Source organism: Gelatiniphilus marinus, assembly GCF_042684345.1.
GTDB lineage: Bacteria > Bacteroidota > Bacteroidia > Flavobacteriales > Flavobacteriaceae > Gelatiniphilus > Gelatiniphilus marinus.
Genome location: NZ_JBHULK010000007.1, coordinates 107,933 through 131,244, shown reverse-complemented (window position 1 = coordinate 131,244; position 23,312 = coordinate 107,933). Strand labels below are relative to the sequence as shown.

Genomic DNA, 23,312 nt, shown 5'->3' with positions numbered 1-23,312 from the left:
TAGCAAAAAACAAAAGACCATTTAACTTTGATTAAATGGTCTTTTGTTTGAAAAATGATACTTACTGTAAGTATTTATACTTTGTTATTTAGAAATTAACAATTTGCTGGTAAACGGAGTTCTTAAGATGTATGTGCCTTTAGCAAATGCCGATAAATCAACTTTTTTGCCTTTACCTTCAAGAACTTTAGTTCCTAATAATGAATACACATCCCATTTGCTCTCAATGCTTAAATTGAAAAGACCGTCGGCAGCAGGGTTAGGATAAGCTTTAAAGTTATTTTTAAGTTTATTGTCTTCAACACTCAATGCAGTATTGCTTAAAATTACTTTATAATCTTCTACTTCTCCACCTGTAAAGTCATCGCAAGGTGTTATGCCGGTCATGGTTATAGGGCCGTTAGCAGCACGCATAGCTACACGCATTCTTGTTTCTCCTTCTACTATTACAGGGCCAATGTTTTTATTAGAAAATCCGAGACTAGCACCAGTATTAGCTCCTGTCCAGCTAAAAGTGAGTTCGCCAGCATCATCAAAATCTAAATCACCATTCATGTCAATCCATACATGAATGCTTTTGTGTGTAGTTAAACCAGGGTCGCCTACGCCAAAATCGAATCTGTAAGCCGTATTCGAGATTAAATTAATATTTGTATCTGTTATGTTTTCATACCCCATGTTTGTAGAGTTGCGATCTAATAAAGCTCCACTATCAAGAGTAAGATTGTTTAAATAGCTAGATGCCGTCATTGGTACTACGGGTTCGCAATACGCTGATGCTGGAGGTAGCTCAAGGTTTACTCTATAGTCTTCTACTTCGCCGCCTGTAAAATTATCGCAAGCTGTTATACCGCTTATATCTATAGCACCATTTGCAGCACGCATGGCTACACGCATTCTGGTTAGTCCACCTGCTATTACAGTACCAATGTTTTTATTTGAAAACCCAAGATTAGCTCCAGTATTAGCTCCTGTCCAGCTAAAAGTTAGTTCTTGGGCATCATCAAAATCTCCATCTTTATTCAGGTCAATCCATACGTGGATGCTTTTATGCGTAGTTAAACCTGGGTCTCCTACGCCAAAATCAAATCTGTAGGCCGTATCAGACATTAAAGTGAAATTAGTATCTGTAATGTTTTCATAGCCCATATTTGTAGAGTTACGATTTAATAAAGCGCCATTATCGAGTGTAAGGTTGTTTAAATAGCTAGATGCCGTCATTGGTACTGTAGGCTCACAATAGGTTGGTGGTGGCGATAAGAAAATATCTATCTTATAATCTTGAACTTCGCCACCTGTAAAATCATCACAAGCATTTATACTACTAATATCGATAGCACCATTTGCAGCACGCATGGCTACGCGCATTCTTGTCTCTCCTTCAGACAGTACAGAGCCTATGTTTTTATTGGAAAATCCTAGATTAGCTCCAGTGTTAGCTCCAGTCCAGCTAAATATGAGTTCGTTGGTATCATCAAAATCGCCATCTCTATTTATATCGATCCATACATGAATACTTTTGTGAGTAGTTAAGCCTGGGTCGCCTACTCCTATGTCAAACCTGTAAGCCGTATTGGAGATTAATGTAACATTAGAATCCGTAATGTTTTCGTAGCCTATGTTTGTAGAAGCACGATCTAATACGGTTCCGCTATCAAGTTGGAAATTGTTGATAAAGCTTGAAGCGGTTTGCGGTACCGTAGGGGTACAATACTGTGCATAGGATACACTTGCAAAAAGTAAAGTAACCATTGCACAAAGTGTTTTAAAGTAGTTTTTCATCATTTCTCATTGTTTTAGTTAAATTTTTAATCATTGTGTATTAATTGGAAGTATTTAATGCATAATGTAGAATTCAAATTTACTATTATATCCTTATTTTTAAGGGGTAAACTTTTGTCATTTACGGGGTTAATTATTGCATGTGTTTATGCTCGAGCAGATGTAGTGTTTAAATTGTACGATGAATTACAATGATATATCTATTAGTCTGTATTTCTTTTTGATACTTTATGCATTTATAAATTTTAATATTTGTAGAAATGAAATTGAATATTTGGTGTCGATTTTAGTTTTTCAGGAACTGAAAAGTATTTTGTTTTAATTTTTGTGTTGGTAGCAAACTCAATTTATTTTTCCAGCTCTTCTTCAAACAGTTTTTTAAAACTATCCATAGCTGAAGCAAAATATATTTTATCCTTAACCACTTCGCCTTTTTTATTTACAAGGGTGTAGTGCGGTATGCCTGTGATTTTGAATTTACTTGCTAAATAATTCCATTCGTCTTGAGACACTCTGTAATGCTCTCCTTTTATATCCGGAATCATATTTTTGTAAGTTTTTTCGGGTGATGATGGGTTTGTGATGTACACAAACACAAGATCTTTATCTTTCAACTCTTCTTTTAAAGGTTTCATTTTTTTTATTCCAGAGCGACAAGGCCCGCACCAGGTTGCCCAAAAATCTATAAACACCACTTTGCCTTTGTATTTTGAAACGATGACATCAAATATATTATCGGCTTCTGTTTTTGGGGTTTCGTTTAATACAAAATCGGTTTTAGATTTGTTGGCTTCAATTTTGGCTTTCATCGCGTCATTTTCAATTTTGATTACATTTGCAATAAATGGATGCTCAACTTGTTTTTGTGAGGCTTTAAGCTCTGCATCTGTTAATGGAATAAAATTCCGTGATATACTGCCTAATATGTCTTGGGCAATCATAAGCTCTGAACTAAAGTTGGTTCCAAAAATTTCCTTTATTTGTTCTTTTTGTATTCTAATAAATTCATTACTAACATAAGCATCCACTTGAGTTTTATACTTTTTTAAAAATGCCCTATTTCTTTTGTTATTTTCTGGGGAATGTATTATCGCAACACGGTCTTTTTCTTCTTGAGTTAATACATTTTTATTAGCGTTTTGTACCGCTATTTCTTCATCTGAAAATGTAATATCTAAATTTTTGGATTTTATAAAAGTATTTAAATTTTCAAATTTAAAATTGCTTCCAACAAAAACCTCTTTTCTTTCGGCTTCCGTCATCTTTTGATAAACACTTCCTATTTTTCTTCCAATGCCATTTAAAACGTCTTGATTTTTTTCACTAAAGTCCTTTAGCTTTTTCAACGCTGTTGCATTCTCTTCATTATATTTTTTGTAAAAAGCAACCCATTCTTTTTCTTCATCGGTTAGTGCTATGTTTTCCGATTTAAGTAGCTCTGCCAACTCTATTGTATTGGGGTGGGTTACGCTTATGCCTTTTCTTGTAAAGTCTAAAAACTTCAACCGGTTTATAAAACTGGAATACCCGCTAGAAACCACAGCCAACTTATTGTTGTATATTTCTGGGGTGATAAAGCTGATGTAATCGCGATCTATTTTAGAAGAATTTCTATCTTTTGAATAGATGTCGTAACTTAAAATATTCTGATAAAGATTGTAACCCAACTCTAGATCAAATACTTGACGTGTTTTATTACTTAAAAAACGTGTGTTAATAACGCTGTCCCGCTTTTTTATCTGGCGGTTGTAGAAAGCGAAGCATTTCTCTTTATAGGTTTCCAATGATAATTCATCCACATGTCTTGCCACATCGGTATAAAAAGAACGGTCTCTTACAATAAATAACAAACTATAAAAATCGGTATTTAACTGCGCATTATCGCCAGCAAACAAGCCTTGCGAAGGGGTATTGGGATTTAGGAATTGCCATGTTTCTTTTCCGGGTTCAACAAATACGGAAGCGTTATAATTGGGAAACCTCACATAAACTTGCTGTGGATAATACATGGGAAATGTTACCGAAAAACGACCATCATCCTGTATTTTTACAAGATGCGATTCTTGTTTTCCTGTAAACACATTGCCCACATGCACCATGCCCGTTTTTTCTTTGCTTTGCGCAGTAAAACCCCGAATAATTCCAGAATAGGTAGCCGAATCTGCTTTAAAAAGCGTTTCTTCTTTATAGATTTCGTCGTTGGCCAGTTTAAGGTTTGGGTTGTTTAATAAACTGGTTGAGTAGGTAACAAGCGCTTTTTTATGAGTGCCAAAACTTGCTGTTTTATCTTTATTTAGTTTGGCATACATTGTTTTTTCTGTACCGTTTTGCTGTAAAGTAATGGTATATAATTTTCCTTTTTTGGTAACAGATTTGTAGTTCCAAATGGCTTTATCCAATATGGCGTTATCGTAATAAAAGCTAAATGCCCAAGCGTTACTGCCATCTGCTTTTAGCCAATTCCCTCTTAACGCTTTTGGCATTTTAGAATTTAAATACGCCGACATATTATCTATTCTATAGTCTGGGTAGTCTTTATCGGCTTTGTACAAATCGCCAAACTTACCATTAAAGCCCACTTGCAAATAATGTTTGTCCCAGTTTTTAAAATAGAACATCCAATAGTCGTTTTCATTTTTTACAATAAAACGGTATTCGCCAGTTTGGTTGGGCCTAAAATGAACGATTTCTTCAATGCCATAGGTTTTATTTCTAAAGGTTATGTTTTCGTTTTCTACGGTAAATTCCAGATTGTTTTTTCCATCTGTTGTAAACCACCTTTTTTTGATGGCGTTGGGTACGTCTGAAATTGTAACGCGTTTAGCCTGTAATGGGTCTTTATGCTTAACATAGGTTATAAAAGGATAATCGCCGGCCTTTAGTTTTATGGAATCTTTCGTTAAAACCTCCAACTGATGGCTTACGGTATGGCCTTGCATATCTTTGGCATCAAAATTAATAATGCCATTATTATCTTTACGAATATCTTGGTACATTAGCGCCCTGTAATTATATTCTATAAAACCGCGATGTATCAATAAGCCATTATATTCGTTGTTTCCGGAGTCGTTGTACCATTCGCCAAATACACTTTCCGGAAGTGCTATATTGTTGCTTTTTGATTCTTGGGCGTAACTGATGCCCATAAAAAACATAAAAAGGTAAATGCCGATACGTGTTGGGGTTTTAATTGATTTGTTCATGCTGATTTGAATGTTATTTAATTAGAAGGTGACGTTTTATTTAATCGAAAAAATTGAATGCTTAAAATAAAATCTTTAGAAGCAAAATAAAAAGCCTTTTCGGGCGAACTGCATATATGGTGTGCAAACTGCATTTTTACCAAATACCTTTAATATGTTAAGCGATTATTATAAGCGTATAAATTTTTCTTAGTTATTACGATAATTCTACATAAAAATAAGATAATAATCTTGCTTTGTGGTGTAAAGTTTCGTCATAACAAGGGTTTGTTTATCTCATATTATAAATTCATCCAACGTTTTACAGCATCATTATAACTTCTGCCCGTGGTTATGGCTGTTGAATCATTTAAGGTAATGATGAATCTGCTATTAAAATATTTTTGAACGTTTTTTACAAACTCCGTATTTATAATAACGCCTTTATGCACTCTTAAAAAATAGTCGGGTAATTTTTGCTCTAGTTGCGATAAGGGTTCCTCTATTAAATATTTCTCGTCTTTAGTATGTAAAGCCACATAACGGTCATCGGCTTTAAAATAGCTGATATGTTCCAGTTTTATAATAATGAGCGTATCGCCTTTTTTACGGTAATGGAAGTCATTTTTTTAACTTCTTTTTTAGACGTTAATTCTTCTAATAAAGCCAAAACATTTTGCGAGGTTGTATGGTCGCTAAACAGTTTTAATTTGTTGACCGATTGTTGCAATCGCTCCAAACTTACGGGTTTTAATAAATAATCGATGCTATTGGTGTCGAATGCTTTTAAGGAATACTGGTCGTAAGCCGTACAAAAAATCACTATTGGAATGGTTTTTAAACGCTTCAATAAATCAAACCCCGATACTTCCGGCATTTCAATATCCAAGAAAATAAGGTCTGGTTTTAGTGCTTCAATTTTTTCTTGGGCGTCTATGGCATCTTCCGCAAGGGCGATGACTTGAAAGGTGTCTGGGAAATTTTTCAGTAATTTTAGTAAACGTTCTCTTGCTGGTGGCTCATCATCAATAATAATGGTTTTGTAAATTTTTTGCATTTTGATACTATTTTGGTAATGAAATTGAAATATGTTTTACAGGAGCGTTTTCCCAATGTAAAGATGCTTTGTCGCCATAACTTAAACGCAATAAATCGTAAACCGTTTGCAAGCCGTGGCCACTTACCAATCCATTTTCAAAATCAGGACCATTATCGATAACTCGAATTAATAAATTGCCGTCTTCCTGTTTAATCTCCAATACAATAAGGCCTTCGTCTCTAATTTGAGACACACCGTGTTTTATAGCATTTTCAACCAAAGGTTGTAAAATATACATGGGTATTGCTTCATTTTCCAGCGTTTTATCAACCTCTAAAATAAATGTTAATCGCTCGCCAAAACGGATTTTTTCAATCTCTAAATAGTTTTGCACCATGAGTACTTCTTCTTTCACGGTGCTCATTTGTTGCCCTTTTTTATTGATGGAATAGCGAAATAAATTAGATAAAGACAAGGCCATTTTTTCTGTTTTCTCCGGACTTTTATACGCCAAACCTGCAATGGAATTTAAAGCATTATACAAAAAATGCGGATTGATGTGTGAGTGTAATAACTTTAATTCCGATTGGGTGTTTGCTTCTTTTAATCGGCTTAATTCGACGTCTTTTTGTTTGATAAGGTTTTCTGAAAAATGGTTGAGGTAAATTAAGAAACCTCTGGCAAGTGTTAAGCTAATTGCTAAAAATAAGAATTGTAAGTTATTCATAGTTCGATGGATTTCTCCATTGTTCAAATTATCGCCAATCATGTAAAACACAAGGTATGGAAGATATAAAAAGAGAAATGTTAAACCAAGCTTTATAATAAGTTGATAACCGAATTCCGCATTATTTCTAGAAATTCTTTTTTCAATTTGCCATAAAAGAAATGATGCGATTAAGGCAATTAGAACATCAAACAAAAAGGAGTATAAAATACCACCAATGCTATTAGTAGATTGATCTATATAAATTAGATAGGCGTAAAGTTTGTTTAAACTTGAAATACCAGTTGTATAAATTAAAACAGGGAAAAAATAATTCGAGAAAGTGTATTCTTTTTTTTTATTCCAAAAAAGGCTACAACTTAAAATTAGAATTAGCAAACCCAGAAAAGCCACTAAAACATTTGCATTTTGCTTTGCTTCCTCTTTATTCATAAAAATATTTGTATAACGCCAAGGGTAGGTGTTGTTCATGTAATTTTCAAATTGGGTTTTAAAATCAGGTGAAAATATTTTTTTGAGTATAAACTTCTTACACATAACATCAGCCATAATATCATAGGTTCTGTTATGCGTATTCCAATACATTTTATCTAAAAACAGATTTGTTAAGACTTTTTTTCTTTCTTCAACTGTTGCATCTTCTTTAAAACCAACAAACATATCTGTTTTATTAAAAGATTTATTCAAGTTGCCTCTCGGGATTTTTAAAACGTGCATATCTTTTTCATAAATACTAACTAATTCAGAATAAGGCGTCTTAGGAAATTTTATATGGGTCGTGTAGGATATTATATCATCATAATTTTTATCAAAAAGTGTTTGTGTTTCGTTATTGTGACTAAATGGCTTTTCTTTATCCTTACAGTATGTTTCGTAATCCTCACCAATAAAATTATCGAAAATAGCAACTTCTTTTAATGGAAATATAGCTTGTAATTCCTTTATCACACCCTCAATCGCCATGCTATCTTTAGCCGTTGCATTTTTTAAATTCAATAAAATAGGGTCTTGGTATTTTTTATTATAATTAGCATTCAAATCAATCCTTTTTTCTGCTACTTCCAACTTCACATATTCCCATAAAGAATCTTTTGCTTGTTTACTATATCCTTCTTTTTCAACTCTATGGAGTATTGACTTTTTATTGGTTTCTGAAATGACTAATCCAATCGGGATAATTATTAGAAGTACTAATGCTATTATTCTTTTCATAATGATAAATTCACTTGTTTACACCACAAAAGAACGGTAACGATTGGGTTTAAAAAACCAGTTTCGGGCAAACTGCAAAACAAGTGTGGTAAGTTGCATAGATTCTTAATGTTAATAGGCATATAAAAGAAGCTGTCTGAAAAGTCTAATTCTATATCGTATTGAGTACTTTAACTAAACTCAACACAGGCTTTGTCGAAATATTTTAACGTATTGGTAATCGAGATCGGTTTCGACAGGCTCAACCTGACAAATTAAATTCAATAGTTTTTTCAATCAGCTTATTAAATGTGTTTAAGTATTACATGACTTGATTAATAAGTAGCTAAAACTGCCAAATGCGTGTATTTAAAATCGCCATGGCCGTTTATAATTTTTATTTTAAAATACCTATAAGTAGTGTTATCCGGTAAATCAATAAATTGGTGGTTTTGTTGTCTTTTCAAGCTATAATCGCCTATTTTCTCCCAATTGTTGTTGGTGTTGCTACCCCAAATTTCGAAGTCTTTTATAACGCCGTTTAAATTGTCCCGATTGCCAAAAGCAAAACCATTTATGGCAGTGGTTTCATTTCTGTCTAAAACAAAATAATGCGGATAATTAGGTAGGCTATTTCTATATTCGGTATGCCAAAAGGTATCTTGGTAACCATCTAATATATTACTTGCTGGCTCATCTTCTTCTTGACTGTTGACTTCAATAATTTTCCAGTTTGTTGGATGGATTGTTTTTTTGCTATCGATGACTTCTATATTAGGAACACCATTTTTAAATTCATACTCATAACTGTAGGTGTTCTGCGTTCCGTTTTCGTGGTAAAAACGGATTCTGAGCTGGTATTCGTCTTCCAATTTAAAAAATTCTGATAGTGAATTTTCTATATACAAACTATCGGTACCAATGGGTTTTGTGTTCCACGCAATTGCATCATAATCTTTATTGCCTCCTGCTGGGTAAGGGTCGTGCCAAACCACAATGTCTGTAACGGACACATCACTTTCAAAATTACCGGAAACAATAATTTTTTCACCTTCAACTTTACCTTTTAACTGCGTGAGTTTATTTTTGGTAGGGCCATACCAGTCTGATCGAACTTGGTTACTAAACGCTTGACTATTAGAAAATGTTGCCGCAGTAGCTCCTGTAATAAATGTGGGCGATTTACCATAAGTGTAATTACCGGCACCCATTAATGCCGTACCTTTAGAGTCTCTTTCACTCTTTTTTTCACTATTATGCGGCGCATTTAAACCATGGCCCAATTCGTGGTACAAGCCACCAATCCATTTGGTTGCCAATGCGCCATATTTACCGGATGTTCCCAAGTGCTCCAATTTCATTTCTGGATAATCAAGCGCATAGCAAAAGGTGCCCAATCCATAAAAAGGAACGCCGCCGGGGTTTAATGGGTCTCCGGATATTGAAGGTAAAATGACTAAAGAGTGATCGCTGTGTTTTTTATCTGGGTTTTCTATAAAATACGCCTGTAGCTCTTTGTTTATAACAGAACCTCCGCCTCTATATGGATAGGTTTCTTTACCATTTTTAGAATATATGGTTATGATATTAACTTGGTTATTCTCTTTTAAATCCAATCCAAAAGACTTCCTCCCAAAGCCTTCCTTTTCCATATAATTGGCGCAATATTCTTGGAAATCAAGTAGAATGTCGCTTATTCTTTTAGAATACCCAGGAACGGTATCTACGCCTTTTGGTACCCAATAAATAACATTTAATTTGTTGGCTTGATTCCTCCATTCGTTATCCGTTCTTGTAGTGTTTTTTAAATTGACTCCTGAAGTGGTATCCTTTGCGTTTTGGATGTTTTTTGGACATCCATAAAACGTTAATGTAGCAAGGATTATTAATAGAATAATAGGTTTTTTCATTTTAAATGATCTATGTGGTGTAAAAATTAGTTTCACTTGAAAAAGCTTCAGAAGTAGCATATCCAAACAGGCAATAATTACGCACTTTTGTTAGAAAGGTGTACATAGTATATTCTGTTTTTTTACCGGGACTTAGCTCATTAATATCATCGTTTAATAAATTGAAAACAGCATCTTCTTTTTCAGGATTAAAATATGTTTTAAACGATGCTATAAAGTCTTCGTCACTCATTTTATTTACTTTTTTGTTGTGATTAAGCGATAGTTCATTTTCGAATGCTTTACTGCCTTTTCGGAAGTTTTCTTTGCTCTTATCGTTTTCGGTGTGGTAAAACATCTGGTCTAAAAATACCGTGAGATTCATTGTTTCAACTAATGGAAAATGCATTTTAGGCATAATGGTTTCCGTTAAACGCTTAACCAATTCCGCTTCACTTTTAGATAAAAACAAATAATTTGTGGTGACCGAGTTATCGGTACAGGCAGTTACAACATTCAGTAAAGTTGGCGTTGCCACGGTACAGCCAAAAGCCAGTGCTATATTTTTTATTGCTTTTCTTCTATCCATATCCTTAAAATTTACCGCTTTTAAATTCGGCTATGGCGTGATGCGCTGCCCTAGCGGTTAATGCCATATAGGTTAATGACGGGTTTTGACTTGCGGAAGAGGTCATGCAAGAACCATCGGTTACATAAACATTAGGTACGGCATGAATTTGATTGTATTTATTTAATACCGATGTTTTTGCATCTTTACCCATTCTGGCGGTTCCCATTTCGTGAATGGCATGCCCGGGCGCAAAAGCTCCATCGTATCCTTTTACATTTTTAAACCCAGCTTTGGTTAGCATTTCTACGGCTTCGGACTGCATGTGTGCCCGCATTAATTTTTCGTTTTCCTTAAACTCGCAGTCAAAGGTTACAGTGGGCAATCCCCATGCGTCTGTTTTGTTATAGTCGAGCGTTAATTTGTTCTCATGATACGGCAAACATTCGCCAAACCCCGTCATACCAACTTGCCATGGGCCTTGTTTTTTAAGCGTTTCTTTTAAATCAAGCCCATAACTGAGTTCCATTATAGCGCGACGCCAATCGCCTCTAGTTGCTGTTCCTTGAAAAAAATAACCTCGCAAATAATCCTTTTTAGTCGCTTTATCTCCCAGATTTTGAAATCGAGGAATATGGAAACTTGCCGGTCTATTATCAACAAAAGTTACATCTTTAAAACCATCGTAATCTGCGGTAGCGCCCACTCTAAAATGATGATCCATTAAATTGTGCCCCAGTTCGCCGCTATCGTTGCCTAACCCATTTGGAAATCTTTTGGATTTCGATTGAAGCAGAATACTCGTTGACGCCACCGTAGAGGCACAACAAAAAACAACCTTCGCATAAAACGTTAATTTTTCTTTGGTTTGGGTATCTATAATTTTAACTCCAATGGCTTTTTTAGAGCGCTCATCGTATATAATTTCATAGGCATTGGAATATGGTCTCAAAGTCATGTTTCCGGTTCTTTCCGCTGCCGGTAAGGTTGAAGCGTTGCTGCTAAAATAGCCCCCTAAAGGGCAGCCTCTCATGCATCGGTTTCTATACGCACACTTGTATCTGCCTTCGTAGGTTTCATCTCCTGTAATATTTGCAAACCGCCCTATCGTTAAAGTCCTATTGGTATAATGTTTGTGAATTTGCGATTTGAATTCTTTTTCAACTACATTAAGTGCCATGGGTGGGGAAAAGTAACCGTCTGGTAATTGCGGTAAACCTAATTTTTCGCCGCAAACGCCAATGTACTTTTCAACGTAAGTGTACCAAGACTCAATGTCTTTATAACGGATGGGCCAATCGACACCAAAACCGTCTAATTTATTGGCATTAAAATCGAGATCGCTCAATCTTAGGGCTTGTCGCCCCCAAGTTAAGGAGCGGCCACCCACATGATAACCTCTAATCCAATCGAATCTTTTGGTTTCGTTATACGGGTGCTTTAAGTCGTTAACAAACCAATGCTTAGTGGCTTGATTTGTAACATATCCTGCTCTGGCTTGTTTGGCTTGATTTTTTTGGTCTTCTAAACTGGGGGTTCCTCTAAAGTCTAATTCCCATGTTTCTTTGTTGGCGGTAGGGTAATCTGTAATGTGCTCAACGTGGCGGCCTTTTTCTAAAACAAGGGTTTTTAATCCGCCTTCGCAAAGCTCTTTTGCTGCCCAACCTCCAGAAATTCCCGTGCCTATTACTATGGCGTCAAAAGTATTGTTGGTGTTTTGGGGCATTTATTTGTTTTTACTTTGTTAATTGGTTTGCTGTTTTTTTCAGGATTTAAAAATAGGAATTTTAATCGACTTGCAACCGAATGGAAAAACCTGTAGCAGGTTGGTTGGCCAGCTTAAAGTTTTCTTTGATGCCCCGAGCAATGCTGTGTGTTCTGCTTATTGCGGGCTTGCCAAGTTTTTTAAATCAACGGAGTCCATATCGATATCGAAGGACTTAAGGTATTGGGCCATGTTTTGAGAGGAAACAGCCTTGTTTAAAAACTCTTTGGGCGTTATGCTAAATTGGCTTTTAAAATTTTTAGAAAAATATTTTGGGTTGTTATAGCCCACCATATAAGCAACCTCTGAAATGGTATAGCCATATTTAAGTAGTAAAATTGCGGCTTTTTTTAGGCGCAGGGTTTTTACAAAATCGATAAGTTTTAACCCGGTTAAGGTTAGGCATTTTCTGTACAGGCTCGAGTAGCTCATGTTAAGGGCTGTTGTAAGTTCTTCAACTTTAAAGCTAGGGTCTTTTAACCTTTCGTTTACAACGGCAACCAGTTTTTCCAAGAAGATTTCGTCTTGCGATTTGTTAATTTTTATTTCTGGTTTGTTTATTAGTTCTTTTCGGAATTTAGAGATAATGTCTTCTTTTGAAGCGAATATATTATTAACTTTTAGCAACAGTTCGTTGGTATTAAACGGTTTGTTTATGTACTCTATAGCTCCGGTTTTTAAGCCTTCTATTTTGGCTTTGGTAGAGTTTTTGGCCGTAAGCAATATTATGGGAATGTGCTTGGTTAAGTTGTTTTTTTTAATGTTTTTGCACATTTCTATGCCATCCATTATGGGCATCATTACGTCGCTGATTATTAGGTCTGGAATGTTGTTTTTGGCATAATAAAAGCCTTCTTGACCATTTTCAGCCAAAAGAATATTGAATTGCTTATTAAATAGGTCTTTTAAAAAATTTTGCAGTTCAAAATTATCTTCAACAATAAGTATGGTTTTTTTAGTTTTATCTAAAACTTCAGATGGTTTTAAATCTATATTTTCTGTAGTGTTTAATAAAGGTTCGTTGCTGTTGCTGTGGGTAATTCTTTCGGTATCGCTATAGTGTTTTTCTGAAATTGGTAGCTTAACTGTAAATGTACAGCCGTGGCCTATGTTGCTTTCTGCTTTAATCTTGCCTTTGTGTAAATTAACAAGCTCTTTGGTTAAGGCCAGACCCACACCTGTGCCGTTAGCTTCGTTATTGCTTTCAGATCTGTAGAAAATCTCGAAAATTTTATTTAGCTCGTCTTTGTTTATGCCCGGGCCAGAATCTGAAACCGTTATTTTAACATAGCTTTTTTTGTTTAAGGGCGCTACAGATAGTTGTATATTGCCTTCTTTAGGGGTAAACTTAAAGGCGTTTGATAGTAGGTTGTATAAAATGTGTTCTAGTTTATCTTTATCGTACCAGGTGTTTTCTATGTTTTTTGGGCAATTTAATGAGAAATCTATGTTTTTGTTTCTGGCCAATTCTTTAAAAGAAGAGCAAATGTGTATGAGGTCTGTGTAAAGGTTGTTTTTGGTAACCGATAGTTTTAGCCTGTCGAGTTCTTTGTTTTTTATTAAAGTTAATTCCCTTGCAATTCTTGAAAGTCTGATGGCGTTGGTTTTAATTATGCTCAGGCGTTCTTTTAAAAGCATGTTGCCTTCTGTTTCTGCGCGTTTATACATATCGTCTATAGGGCCTAGTATTAAGGTAATTGGGGTTTGTATTTCGTGCGACATTTTTGTAAAAAAATTCATTTTATCATCATGTAACTGGTTTTCTTTTCGCCTGCTAATCTTATTGATAAGTAATTTTTTTCTTAAATAATACCATTTTGAGATGCCATACATCAATAAGATGAATAAAACCAAGTAGAGTGCGTAGGCAAGGGGCGTGTTCCAAAACGAGGGTTTTATGGTTATGGCTAGTTTTTTTCTAGAAATAACATTGGTTTGATTCATTTCAGAGGCCTTGATATCCAGAACATATTGCCCGGGCGGAATATTGGTATATGTTGCTAGCCCTTCTGTATGGGTTGTTTTCCAATCTTTGTCGAAACCATCAAGTTTGTATGAGTAACTAAAGTTGGGGTTTAAAATATTGTCTATGGCAGCGAACTTTACGGTAAACGAAGATTGGTTGCTTTCTAGATACAGGCTGTTAAGTTTGTAAACATCTGATGTTATTTGGTTTTCTAACAGAACTTCGGCGGGCTTGTTTAAAACCTGAATGTTGTTTATAAATAATTTGGGCTTGGGCTTTTCTTTGGTTAATTTTTTTGGGTCGAAGAAGTTAACACCTTCCTTAGATCCAAAATACAGAATGCCATTTTTTTCTTTAAAGGCGCTTCTGGGCATGTAATAATTGTTTTGAAAACCATCTGAAGTATAAAACGTGGTTATGCTATTTGTTTTGGTGTTGAAATGCTGTATCCCTTTTGATGAGCTTATCCAGATATTGTTTGGGTCTTCTGAAATTATGGCATTTAAATTGGGGTTTAAAGACTTAATGTGGCTTAAATCGGTATAGGTTTTTGTGCTAGTGTTAAAAGTAAATAATTTACCGGTATAGGTAACTAGCCATAGGTTGTTTTCTTTTCCAATGCACATAGATTTTACACCATTGGCAACTTGGTCATAATCTCCGTTATAGTTTGTAAACGTAGAGTTTTTAATGGTATTGCTGTTTTCGTTAAACTTAAACAGGCCGCCGCCTTGCATACCTAACCAAATGTTGTTTTTGGCATCTTCTAAAATGCTTTCTAAAATAATCCCGTTTAAGCCCTTTTTGTCCTTAATGCTAAAACTTGCAATAAGGTTTAGTTTGTCGTTATATAAGTTAAGGGCTATGTTCGAGCCAACCCATATACGGCCTTTAGAATCTTTAAAAACAGTACGAATATCTGTAGCTTTCTGGTTTTTGGAATTAATTACGGGTATTTTTTTAAAGCTATTTAGTTTAGTATCGTGAAACCACAAACCATTTTTATAGGTGCCAAACCAAATGTTGTTTTTATCATCTTCTGTTATAGATTGTACATAGAAACCATTTTTATTGTCGTTAAAATAACTTGTTGTTTTGTTGGTTCCTTTTTCAACTTTAGTTAAGCCCGTGCCATCTGTACCTATCCATAAGATTCCTGTATTACTTTTAAATACGCTAAGGGTACGCAAAGGAATGTTGCTGTTAGAGCCATTGTGGTGTTTTATAATGGTATTGGGTTTAGGAGCAACATCTACGGTGCCATGGTTAGTTACAATCCATATGTTTTGGTGGTTATCTTCGTTAATGTGCAGTATGGTATTGCTATTTAAAGAGAACTTGTTGGCGTTATCTTTTTTATATATGCTTATGTCTCCTGTTTTATTGTTTATTTTATAAAGGCCGTCTCCATCTGTACCGCCCCAGATGTTGTTGTTGCTGTCAATAAAAAGCATTATAAAAAACTCTTTGTTAACTAGGTTTATTCGTTCTTTAAAAAAGCGGTCTTGAACAAATGCAGCCTCCTCTATATCGTATATAAGCAGGCCAAAGGCTTCGGTGCCAATCCAAAGTTTGTTGTTTTGGTCTATTTGCAAAGCGATAAGTCCAGGGTAATCTGTGTAGGGGCCAACAAGCTCGCTAAGTATTTTCGTGGTTTTAGAATAAACATATATTTTGCCTTTTGAGGTGCTTATGTAAATTTCTTTATTATTACCAATTGCCATGCTTCTGGCCTTGTTGTCTGTACCATTAATATTGGGTATGGTTACAAGCATTTCGGTTTTATTGTTTGTATGGTTGTAAAGTTGCCCTGTTTTTGTAATGAACCAAACTTCGTTTTCCTTAGGGTTGATAAGCTCTATGGGGTCTGTAGGTGTACTAAATTTGTTCTCAAACTTCCCTAGGTAAGAGTTGTAGTGGCTTACCAATCCTTTATCGCTGGTAATCCAGAAGTTTTTGTTTTTATCACTATGGATATTATTAATCCAATCGTCATTGCTTATTTCTGGAAAAATTTCTTGTTTCGTAATTAATTTGTAGCTATAACCATTGTATTTTAGTATTCCCTTTGCACAGACCATCCAAATGTTTCCTAACGAATCCTGGGTCGTTTTGTTAATAAATATATTGCTATTGTTTATTTGAGGGGATAAGTGCTTAAAATTAATGTTGTTTTGACCAAAAATGTAAACGGACAAACAAAATAACATAAAGAAGAATAGCTTGTCTTTTAAACCAGTAAATTTCATTGCTTTGTATTTTATGCTACACTAATAGCCACCTGTAAATATATTAATATATATTTTGTTTAGGCTAAATGCCATTTGCTTGCGGCTTAAAAAAGGGTTGTTTTTTTTTCAAAAAGGAGTAAATATTCGTCAAAATGCCTTAAATGCTAATTACCACCCTAGTTTTGATTAATAAATACATTAATTGTAAAGATGTGTTTTTTTAAATTTGGTATAACTAAACATTACTCAAAGATATTGTTTAGTGTTAAACCATGGGTTCAAGAAGAAATTTTGTTAAGAAAACAGCACTCGCCGGAGTAGGGATGTCAACCTTTCCAAATTTATCATACGGGTCTGTATAAGGGGCCTCAAAACAAAAGCTTAAACTCGCTTTATTGGCGTAGGGTTAATAGGTGCAAACCATTTAAACAATGCGCTACAGAGAAAGGATGTTGAAATTACGGCTATATGCGACATTGATACTAATCGTATTAAAATTAAATATGAATGAGTTTTTTTGAATTAGTTTTTTTTGAGAAAGAAGGGGTGGATTTTATTCATCCTTTCTATATCAAGAAAGTTTTTTTAATAACATAACCAAACACATATTTTAAACCATTAAAACACTTAAATTTTTAAACTATTTTTTAAACTATGAGAAAGATCACAATTAATAATTATTTGTCAATTAAAATTTAAACCGAAACGAAAAAACTAACTAAATTAAATTTATGAAAAAATTATTTACTTGTTTATTGATTTTTGGGCTCAGTATTAACTTAATACAGGCACAAGAAAGAACAATTACAGGAACTGTCGTTGATGATGCGGGTATCCCTCTTCCTGGGGCTACCATACAAATTAAAGGAGAAGCCAAAGGAACAACTACCGATTTTGATGGAAATTATTCCATTCAAGCCAATGTTGGTAATATTCTGGTGTTTTCTTACGTTGGTTATGCAAATCAAGAAGTTGTAATTAAAGACCAAACCGTAATAAATGCTACGCTAAATCCGGATAACAAACTAGATGAAGTCGTGGTAATGAGTTTTGGTACGCAAAAAAAGAGAAATGTTATTTCCTCTGTGGCCACTGTAAAACCTACAGAATTAAAAATAGCATCCAGTAACTTAACAACGGCTTTAGCGGGTAGAGTACCCGGATTAATATCGTACCAACGAGGTGGAGAACCTGGTAGGGACAACGCCGAATTCTTTGTAAGAGGTGTAACTACTTTTGGTTATGCGTCAAGCCCATTAATTTTAATTGATGGTGTAGAGTTAAGTGTAAGCGATCTTAGAAGATTACATCCTGATGATATCGCAGAATTTTCAATAATGAAAGATGCATCTGCAACAGCACTTTATGGAGCTCGTGGTGCAAATGGTGTCATTTTTGTTACAACAAAAGAAGGGGTTGAAGGTCCTGTTAGGGTTTCGGTAAGAATGGAAACTTCTACCTCTCAACCAACTAGAGATATCGAATTGGCAGATCCCATAACATACATGAGAATGGGTAACGAAGCCGTTAGAACCAGAGACCCATTAGGGTTGTTGCCATATTCCTTGGAAAAAATCGAAAACACGGTGGCTGGAACAAATCCAATATTATACCCAACCACAGATTGGTATGCAGAACTTTTTAAAGATCGAGCAGCTAGCCAACGATTAAATTTTAGTTTAAATGGTGGTGGTAAAACAGCACGTTATTATGTGTCAGTAGCGGGGAGTCAAGATAATGGCATACTGCAAGTACCAAAAGTAAGTAACTTTAATTCCAACATTAAATTTAAGCAATACAATTTACGCTCAAGTACTAACATAAACTTAACCGAAACATCTAAATTAAAGTTAAGTTTTAATGTTAATTTCGAGGATTACACAGGGCCTATGGATGGAGGTTCAGCAGTTTACAATCAAGTTATGCGAACAAACCCAGTGTTGTTTAGACCTTTTTATGAGAAAGATGCGGCCAACGAGTTTACCAACCACATCCTGTTTGGAAACTTTGGAAACGGTAATTATCTAAACCCTTATGCGCAAATGGTTAGAGGGTATCAAGAAGGCGATAATACCAAGGTTATCGCTCAATTAGAATTTAATCAAGATTTCGATTTTATAACAGAAGGCTTAGATTTTAAATTGGTATTTAATGGTACGCAAAACTCGAGCTATCAAGCTTTAAGGTCTTACCGACCATATTACTATCAACCCCGATTAAATCCAATTACAGGCGAGGTGGTTTTAACCGCTTTAAATGAAGAAGAAGGCACCGAAACCTTAAGCTTTACACAAAGAAACAGGTTTATTTCATCATCAACTTATATCGAATCTAACCTATCATATAATAAAGAGATTGATGAAGATAATGAAGTAAGCGGTTTGTTGGTATTTACAATGAATAATAGATTATCAACACTTTCTGATGGCGATTTAGGAGCTTCTGAAGCACAACAACTACAAAAATCTTTGGCCTATAGAAATATGGGGCTTTCAGGTCGTTTTACTTACGCCAGAAAACAAAAGTATTTTGCCGAATTTAGTTTTGGTTACAATGGCTCTGAAAGATTTGCAAAAAACGAACGTTGGGGATTCTTCCCATCGTTAGCCTTGGGTTGGATGGCATCCGATGAGAAATTCTTCGAGCCTGTTAAAGATGTAATAACCAAATTAAAGGTTAAAGGTTCTTACGGATTGGTTGGTAACGATCAAATTGGTGGGCCTAACGATAGATTCTTTTACTTATCTCAGGTTAACTTAAGCTCAGGTCAGCATGGTTACACTTTTGGCGAAAACTTTGGAAATGGACTTACTGGAGTAAGCATTGAGCGCTATGCTAACGACCAAATTACATGGGAAACAGGTAAAAAAATGAACATAGGTGTAGAATTAGAGCTATTTGATAAAATAGATTTAGAAGTTGATTACTTTAGAGAAGACAGAGAAAATATTTTGGCTAACAGGGTATTGCCATCAAGCCTAGGGTTGCAAGCCGGAGTAAGGGCTAATATTGGTGAGGCAAGAAGTCAAGGTATTGACGGAACCTTAGTGTACTCAGATGATTTTGCAAACGGCGATGGCTGGTTGCAGTTCAGAGGTAATTTTACTTATGCTAAGAACAAAATCACTAAAATGGAAGAGCCAGATTTTTCTGCTACACCATGGTTGTCTAGAATAGGGCAGCCCATAAACCAAGTTTGGGGCTATGTTGCAGAACGCTTATTTGTAGATCAAGCCGAAGTAAACAATTCTCCCGAACAAACGTTTGGCGAATATTCGGGAGGTGACATTAAGTATAGAGATATAAACGGCGATGGTAAAATCTCAGCTCTGGACCGCGTGCCTATTGGAAACCCAACAGTACCTGAAATGACTTACGGTTTAGGTATATCTGCAGGATATAAAAATTTTGATGTATCTTGTTTCTTCCAAGGGTCGGGTAATTCATCTTTTTGGATTAACCCATACAACACGGCACCATTTGTTGGAGAACGCCAATTATTAAAAGCTTGGGCCGATGATTATTGGTCTGAAACCAACAGAAACATTTACGCGAAATGGCCAAGGCTTTCAGATAATTTTGTGCAGAATAACAACCAAACCAATACGTGGTTTATGCAAGACGGTGCCTTTTTAAGGTTAAAACAAGCCGAATTTGGGTACAGCTTGTCTGATAAGTTGATAACGAAACTTAAAATGGAAAAAGTGAGATTTTATGTAAGCGGTACTAATTTACTTGTATTGAGCAAGTTTAAATTATGGGATCCTGAATTAGCAGGTAACGGATTGAATTACCCTAATCAGCGAGTGTTTAATTTAGGTGTAAATCTTTCATTTTAAAAAAACAAAATATGAAAAAAAATATATATATAACAATAGTTCTTATAGCAAGTATGTTTCACTCTTGCGAAAGAGATTATTTAAATGTAGTGCCCGATAATGTGGCAACTATAGACAATGCCTTTTCAAATAGGTTTAATGCCCAAAAGTTTTTGTTTACACTTTATTCGGCATTACCAGCTCCAGGAGACCGTAACAATCCGGCTCTAAATGGTGCCGACGAAATTTGGTATCCAGAAACCGAGAGAAATAGAACGGGCGTAAGAATTGCACAAGGTTTTCAAAGTGCAACAAACCCAAGTTACAACCTTTGGGGAGATAATGGGTTATATGAAGGCATAAGAAATTGTAATATTTTCTTAAGTAGAATTGATGGCGTTCAAGGTCTCCAAGAGTACGAAAAAACAATTTGGAAAGCCGAGGCTAAAGTGCTAAAGGCCTATTATCACTTTTATTTGGCAAGAATGTACGGCCCCATTGTAATTAGTGATGATTTGGTTGCCGTATCAGAATCTTTAGATAATGTAAATACCAATAGAAATACCATAGATGAGGTGTTTGCTTATGTGGTTGATTTGATAGACGAAGCGTTAGTAGATCTGCCTCTTACATTACAAAATGACAGTGAGGAATTAGGAAGAATAACGCAACCTATAGCAGCAGCAATTAAAGCGCGGGTTTTAATTACTTATGCGAGTCCCTTGTTTAATGGAAACTCGGTGTATAGCGGTTTTGTAAATCAAGATGGCGAACCATTTTTTCCTCAAGCTTATGCTCCGGAAAAATGGGATAATGCAGCAACTGCAGCTAAAGAAGCCATAGATCTATGCCACGACGCAGGGTTCCGTTTATTTAAAAAAGAAGATTATATTAACAGATCAGGTAACCCTATAACATCCGATATTACACTGCTAAAAGCAGGATTAAGAAGTAGAATGACCGAAAAATGGAACTTTGAAATTGTTTGGGGCCATACAGGATCTACCTCGGGCATAGAATACGAATCAATGCCTCGTTTATATAATTATTTAACAAATCCTGTTGCTTCAAGGCATGCTCCTACACTACGCATTGCAGAGATGTATTACTCTAAAAATGGGGTGCCTATAGAAGAAGATGTTACTTATGATTATGCGAATAGGTATAGATTAAGAACATCTGCTCCAGAAGATCAATATCATGTAGAACAAGGGCAAAGTACAGCAATTTTGAATTTTGACCGAGAAACTCGTTTTTATGCCGATTTAGCTTTCGATAGAGGTGTTTGGTATGGCAATGGTGCAAACGATGAAGCCAATCCATGGTTTATTCATGCCAGAGGTGGCGAGTTTGCTTCAGTATTTGAAATATCTCAATATTCTGTAACCGGATATTGGCCTAAAAAACTGGTAGCTATTCCTACACAAGTAAATAACGGAACCTCTTTAAGCACAACCCGCTATGCGTTTCCAATAATCCGTTTAGCAGATTTATACTTATATTATGCTGAAGCTTTAAATGAATCCAAATCGGCTCCCGATGCACAGGTTTATGAGTATATCGATTTGGTGCGAGAAAGAGCTGGTTTAGGTACTGTGGTAGACAGTTGGTCTGCTTTTTCAAACAACCCTACTAAGCCAACCACGAAAAATGGTATGAGAGAGATCATTCAGCAGGAAAGAATGATTGAAATGGCTTTTGAAGGTGCAAGATTCTGGGATCTAAGACGCTGGAAATTAGCCAAAGAGTATATGAGTAAGCCTATTAAAGGCTGGAATGTTCTGGAAGCAGAAGCTGATGATTATTACACGGTTCGTACCTTATACAACCCATCGTATTCTGAGAAAGATTATTTATGGCCCATACCAGAAAGCGAAACAATTAAGGATCCTGATTTAATCCAAAACCCAGGATGGTAAACCATAGACTAATTAAAAAAATAAAAATATGAAGAAATTATTCAAATTAGTAATAGTACCAATGGTATTGGTGTTATTTGCATGCGACGAAGAGCAACACGGTCCTCTTGTTTCAGATGGAACCAATCCACAAGCAGTAGAGAATGTGCTGGTTACGCCTATTTACGGTGGGCTTAGCATTAGCTATGATTTACCTAACGATAGCGATTTACTATATGTAAAGGCGGTGTATAAAAACTCTAAAGGAGAAACAGCCGAAGTAAAGACTTCTGCCTACGATAATAAAATTGAGATTTTAGGATTCGGGGATACCACAGAAAAGACTGTAGAGTTATATTCTGTAGATCGATCAGAGAATACCTCAGAGCCCATTACGGTATCAGCGGCACCACTAACGCCACCTGTATTTCTTGTTCAACAAACCATGGATATAACTGCCGACTTTGGTGGTGCTAGATTTTCTTGGATTAACGAATCGAAAACTCCTATAACCATAGAGTTGCTAACAACAGACGAAACAACAGGCGAGTTGGAAACTGTAGAAACGATATATACAGAAAAATCAGAATCAAAGTCTTCTATAAGAGGTTATGAATCTTTACCAAGGTTATTCGCTGCGTTAATTAGAGATAGATACGATAATTTTTCTGATACGATTTACGCAAATACACCAGATAAGCTGCTAACGCCATTATTTGAAGAACGATTGGACAAAACCAAGTTTAATAAAGTAGTCTTAAATAACGATGATAACTGGGATGCTTGGGAAGGCGATTATTGGAATTGTTTTGATGATGATGCCGCTAGTATTGTACATACCCAAGGCGATCAACCTCGACCAAGTATTATGACGGTTGATTTAGGGGCCGTGGTTACCTTAAGCCGATTTAACCTGTTACAAAGAAGCCCCGAAAATGGAAGACACTGGGCATATACGCACGGAAACCCTAAAACCTATACAGTATATGGTTCTAAAGAATTACCTGGACAAGATGGCGATTTAAATGATTGGATATTACTAAAAGAATGTGAATCCATTAAACCATCTGGTTCTCCACTTGGAACAAACACAGATGAAGATATGGACCATTTCGACCGAGGCGACGAATACACGTTTGACGATCCCATAGAAATACGTTATTTCCGTATTGCAGTGCATTCTACATGGGATGGTGCAGGATATATAAATTTTTCAGAAATGACTTTCTGGGGCAACGTTGTTGAATAATTAATAT

The 23,312-nt window shown here is 35.5% G+C and carries 13 protein-coding genes; 4 read left to right on the top strand and 9 right to left on the bottom strand.

The window, feature by feature from the left end; all coding sequences use genetic code 11:
* Positions 1-84: 84 nt before the first annotated feature.
* From ACFSQS_RS14320 to ACFSQS_RS14280, 9 genes are all read right to left on the bottom strand, one after another.
* Positions 85-1,785 (bottom strand): GEVED domain-containing protein, encoded by a 1,701-nt coding sequence (locus tag ACFSQS_RS14320; protein ID WP_388020443.1) that lies wholly within the window; start codon positions 1,783-1,785, stop codon positions 85-87.
* A gap of 344 nt (positions 1,786-2,129) precedes the next feature.
* A complete protein-coding gene (locus ACFSQS_RS14315) occupies positions 2,130-4,985 on the bottom strand; it encodes a TlpA family protein disulfide reductase (protein WP_388020440.1) in 2,856 nt (951 codons plus the stop codon).
* A gap of 281 nt (positions 4,986-5,266) precedes the next feature.
* Complete coding sequence (locus ACFSQS_RS14310) at positions 5,267-5,503, bottom strand: LytTR family DNA-binding domain-containing protein (RefSeq protein WP_388020437.1); 237 nt, start codon at positions 5,501-5,503, stop codon at positions 5,267-5,269.
* Positions 5,504-5,544: 41 nt separating this feature from the next.
* Entirely contained in the window at positions 5,545-6,021 is a 477-nt protein-coding gene (locus tag ACFSQS_RS14305) for a LytR/AlgR family response regulator transcription factor (RefSeq protein ID WP_388020434.1), read from the bottom strand.
* Positions 6,022-6,028: 7 nt separating this feature from the next.
* Positions 6,029-7,942: a sensor histidine kinase gene (locus tag ACFSQS_RS14300; RefSeq protein ID WP_388020431.1), complete on the bottom strand. Its 1,914-nt coding sequence runs from the start codon at positions 7,940-7,942 to the stop codon at positions 6,029-6,031.
* A gap of 314 nt (positions 7,943-8,256) precedes the next feature.
* The gene (locus ACFSQS_RS14295) at positions 8,257-9,831 is read right to left on the bottom strand and encodes a discoidin domain-containing protein (RefSeq protein ID WP_388020428.1); all 1,575 of its coding nucleotides are present in this window, start codon (positions 9,829-9,831) and stop codon (positions 8,257-8,259) included.
* Between the two features lie 10 nt (positions 9,832-9,841).
* The gene (locus tag ACFSQS_RS14290; RefSeq protein ID WP_388020425.1) at positions 9,842-10,399 is read right to left on the bottom strand and encodes a gluconate 2-dehydrogenase subunit 3 family protein; all 558 of its coding nucleotides are present in this window, start codon (positions 10,397-10,399) and stop codon (positions 9,842-9,844) included.
* Positions 10,400-10,403: 4 nt separating this feature from the next.
* A complete protein-coding gene (locus ACFSQS_RS14285; protein ID WP_388020422.1) occupies positions 10,404-12,104 on the bottom strand; it encodes a GMC oxidoreductase in 1,701 nt (566 codons plus the stop codon).
* A gap of 156 nt (positions 12,105-12,260) precedes the next feature.
* Positions 12,261-16,358: an ATP-binding protein gene (locus ACFSQS_RS14280; RefSeq protein WP_388020420.1), complete on the bottom strand. Its 4,098-nt coding sequence runs from the start codon at positions 16,356-16,358 to the stop codon at positions 12,261-12,263.
* Positions 16,359-16,612: 254 nt separating this feature from the next.
* Here ACFSQS_RS14280 and ACFSQS_RS14275 point away from each other — a divergent pair, with 254 nt between their 5' ends.
* The 4 genes from ACFSQS_RS14275 to ACFSQS_RS14260 all read left to right on the top strand — a co-directional run bounded on the left by ACFSQS_RS14275 (position 16,613) and on the right by ACFSQS_RS14260 (position 23,305).
* The gene (locus tag ACFSQS_RS14275; protein ID WP_388020417.1) at positions 16,613-16,702 is read left to right on the top strand and encodes a twin-arginine translocation signal domain-containing protein; all 90 of its coding nucleotides are present in this window, start codon (positions 16,613-16,615) and stop codon (positions 16,700-16,702) included.
* A gap of 369 nt (positions 16,703-17,071) precedes the next feature.
* Complete coding sequence (locus tag ACFSQS_RS14270; RefSeq protein WP_388020414.1) at positions 17,072-20,179, top strand: SusC/RagA family TonB-linked outer membrane protein; 3,108 nt, start codon at positions 17,072-17,074, stop codon at positions 20,177-20,179.
* 11 nt (positions 20,180-20,190) lie between these two features.
* A complete protein-coding gene (locus ACFSQS_RS14265; RefSeq protein ID WP_388020411.1) occupies positions 20,191-22,077 on the top strand; it encodes a RagB/SusD family nutrient uptake outer membrane protein in 1,887 nt (628 codons plus the stop codon).
* A gap of 28 nt (positions 22,078-22,105) precedes the next feature.
* Complete coding sequence (locus ACFSQS_RS14260; protein WP_388020408.1) at positions 22,106-23,305, top strand: DUF5000 domain-containing lipoprotein; 1,200 nt, start codon at positions 22,106-22,108, stop codon at positions 23,303-23,305.
* Positions 23,306-23,312: the final 7 nt, after the last annotated feature.

Excerpts from the sequence above, each read along its gene's own strand:
- ACFSQS_RS14320 (WP_388020443.1), bottom strand. The coding sequence starts at position 1,785 with ATGATGAAAAACTACTTTAAAACACTTTGTGCAATGGTTACTTTACTT.
- ACFSQS_RS14315 (WP_388020440.1), bottom strand. The coding sequence starts at position 4,985 with ATGAACAAATCAATTAAAACCCCAACACGTATCGGCATTTACCTTTTT.
- ACFSQS_RS14305 (WP_388020434.1), bottom strand. The coding sequence starts at position 6,021 with ATGCAAAAAATTTACAAAACCATTATTATTGATGATGAGCCACCAGCA.
- ACFSQS_RS14300 (WP_388020431.1), bottom strand. The coding sequence starts at position 7,942 with ATGAAAAGAATAATAGCATTAGTACTTCTAATAATTATCCCGATTGGA.
- ACFSQS_RS14295 (WP_388020428.1), bottom strand. The coding sequence starts at position 9,831 with ATGAAAAAACCTATTATTCTATTAATAATCCTTGCTACATTAACGTTT.
- ACFSQS_RS14290 (WP_388020425.1), bottom strand. The coding sequence starts at position 10,399 with ATGGATAGAAGAAAAGCAATAAAAAATATAGCACTGGCTTTTGGCTGT.
- ACFSQS_RS14285 (WP_388020422.1), bottom strand. The coding sequence starts at position 12,104 with ATGCCCCAAAACACCAACAATACTTTTGACGCCATAGTAATAGGCACG.
- ACFSQS_RS14280 (WP_388020420.1), bottom strand. The coding sequence starts at position 16,358 with ATGAAATTTACTGGTTTAAAAGACAAGCTATTCTTCTTTATGTTATTT.
- ACFSQS_RS14275 (WP_388020417.1), top strand. The coding sequence starts at position 16,613 with ATGGGTTCAAGAAGAAATTTTGTTAAGAAAACAGCACTCGCCGGAGTA.
- ACFSQS_RS14270 (WP_388020414.1), top strand. The coding sequence starts at position 17,072 with ATGAAAAAATTATTTACTTGTTTATTGATTTTTGGGCTCAGTATTAAC.
- ACFSQS_RS14265 (WP_388020411.1), top strand. The coding sequence starts at position 20,191 with ATGAAAAAAAATATATATATAACAATAGTTCTTATAGCAAGTATGTTT.
- ACFSQS_RS14260 (WP_388020408.1), top strand. The coding sequence starts at position 22,106 with ATGAAGAAATTATTCAAATTAGTAATAGTACCAATGGTATTGGTGTTA.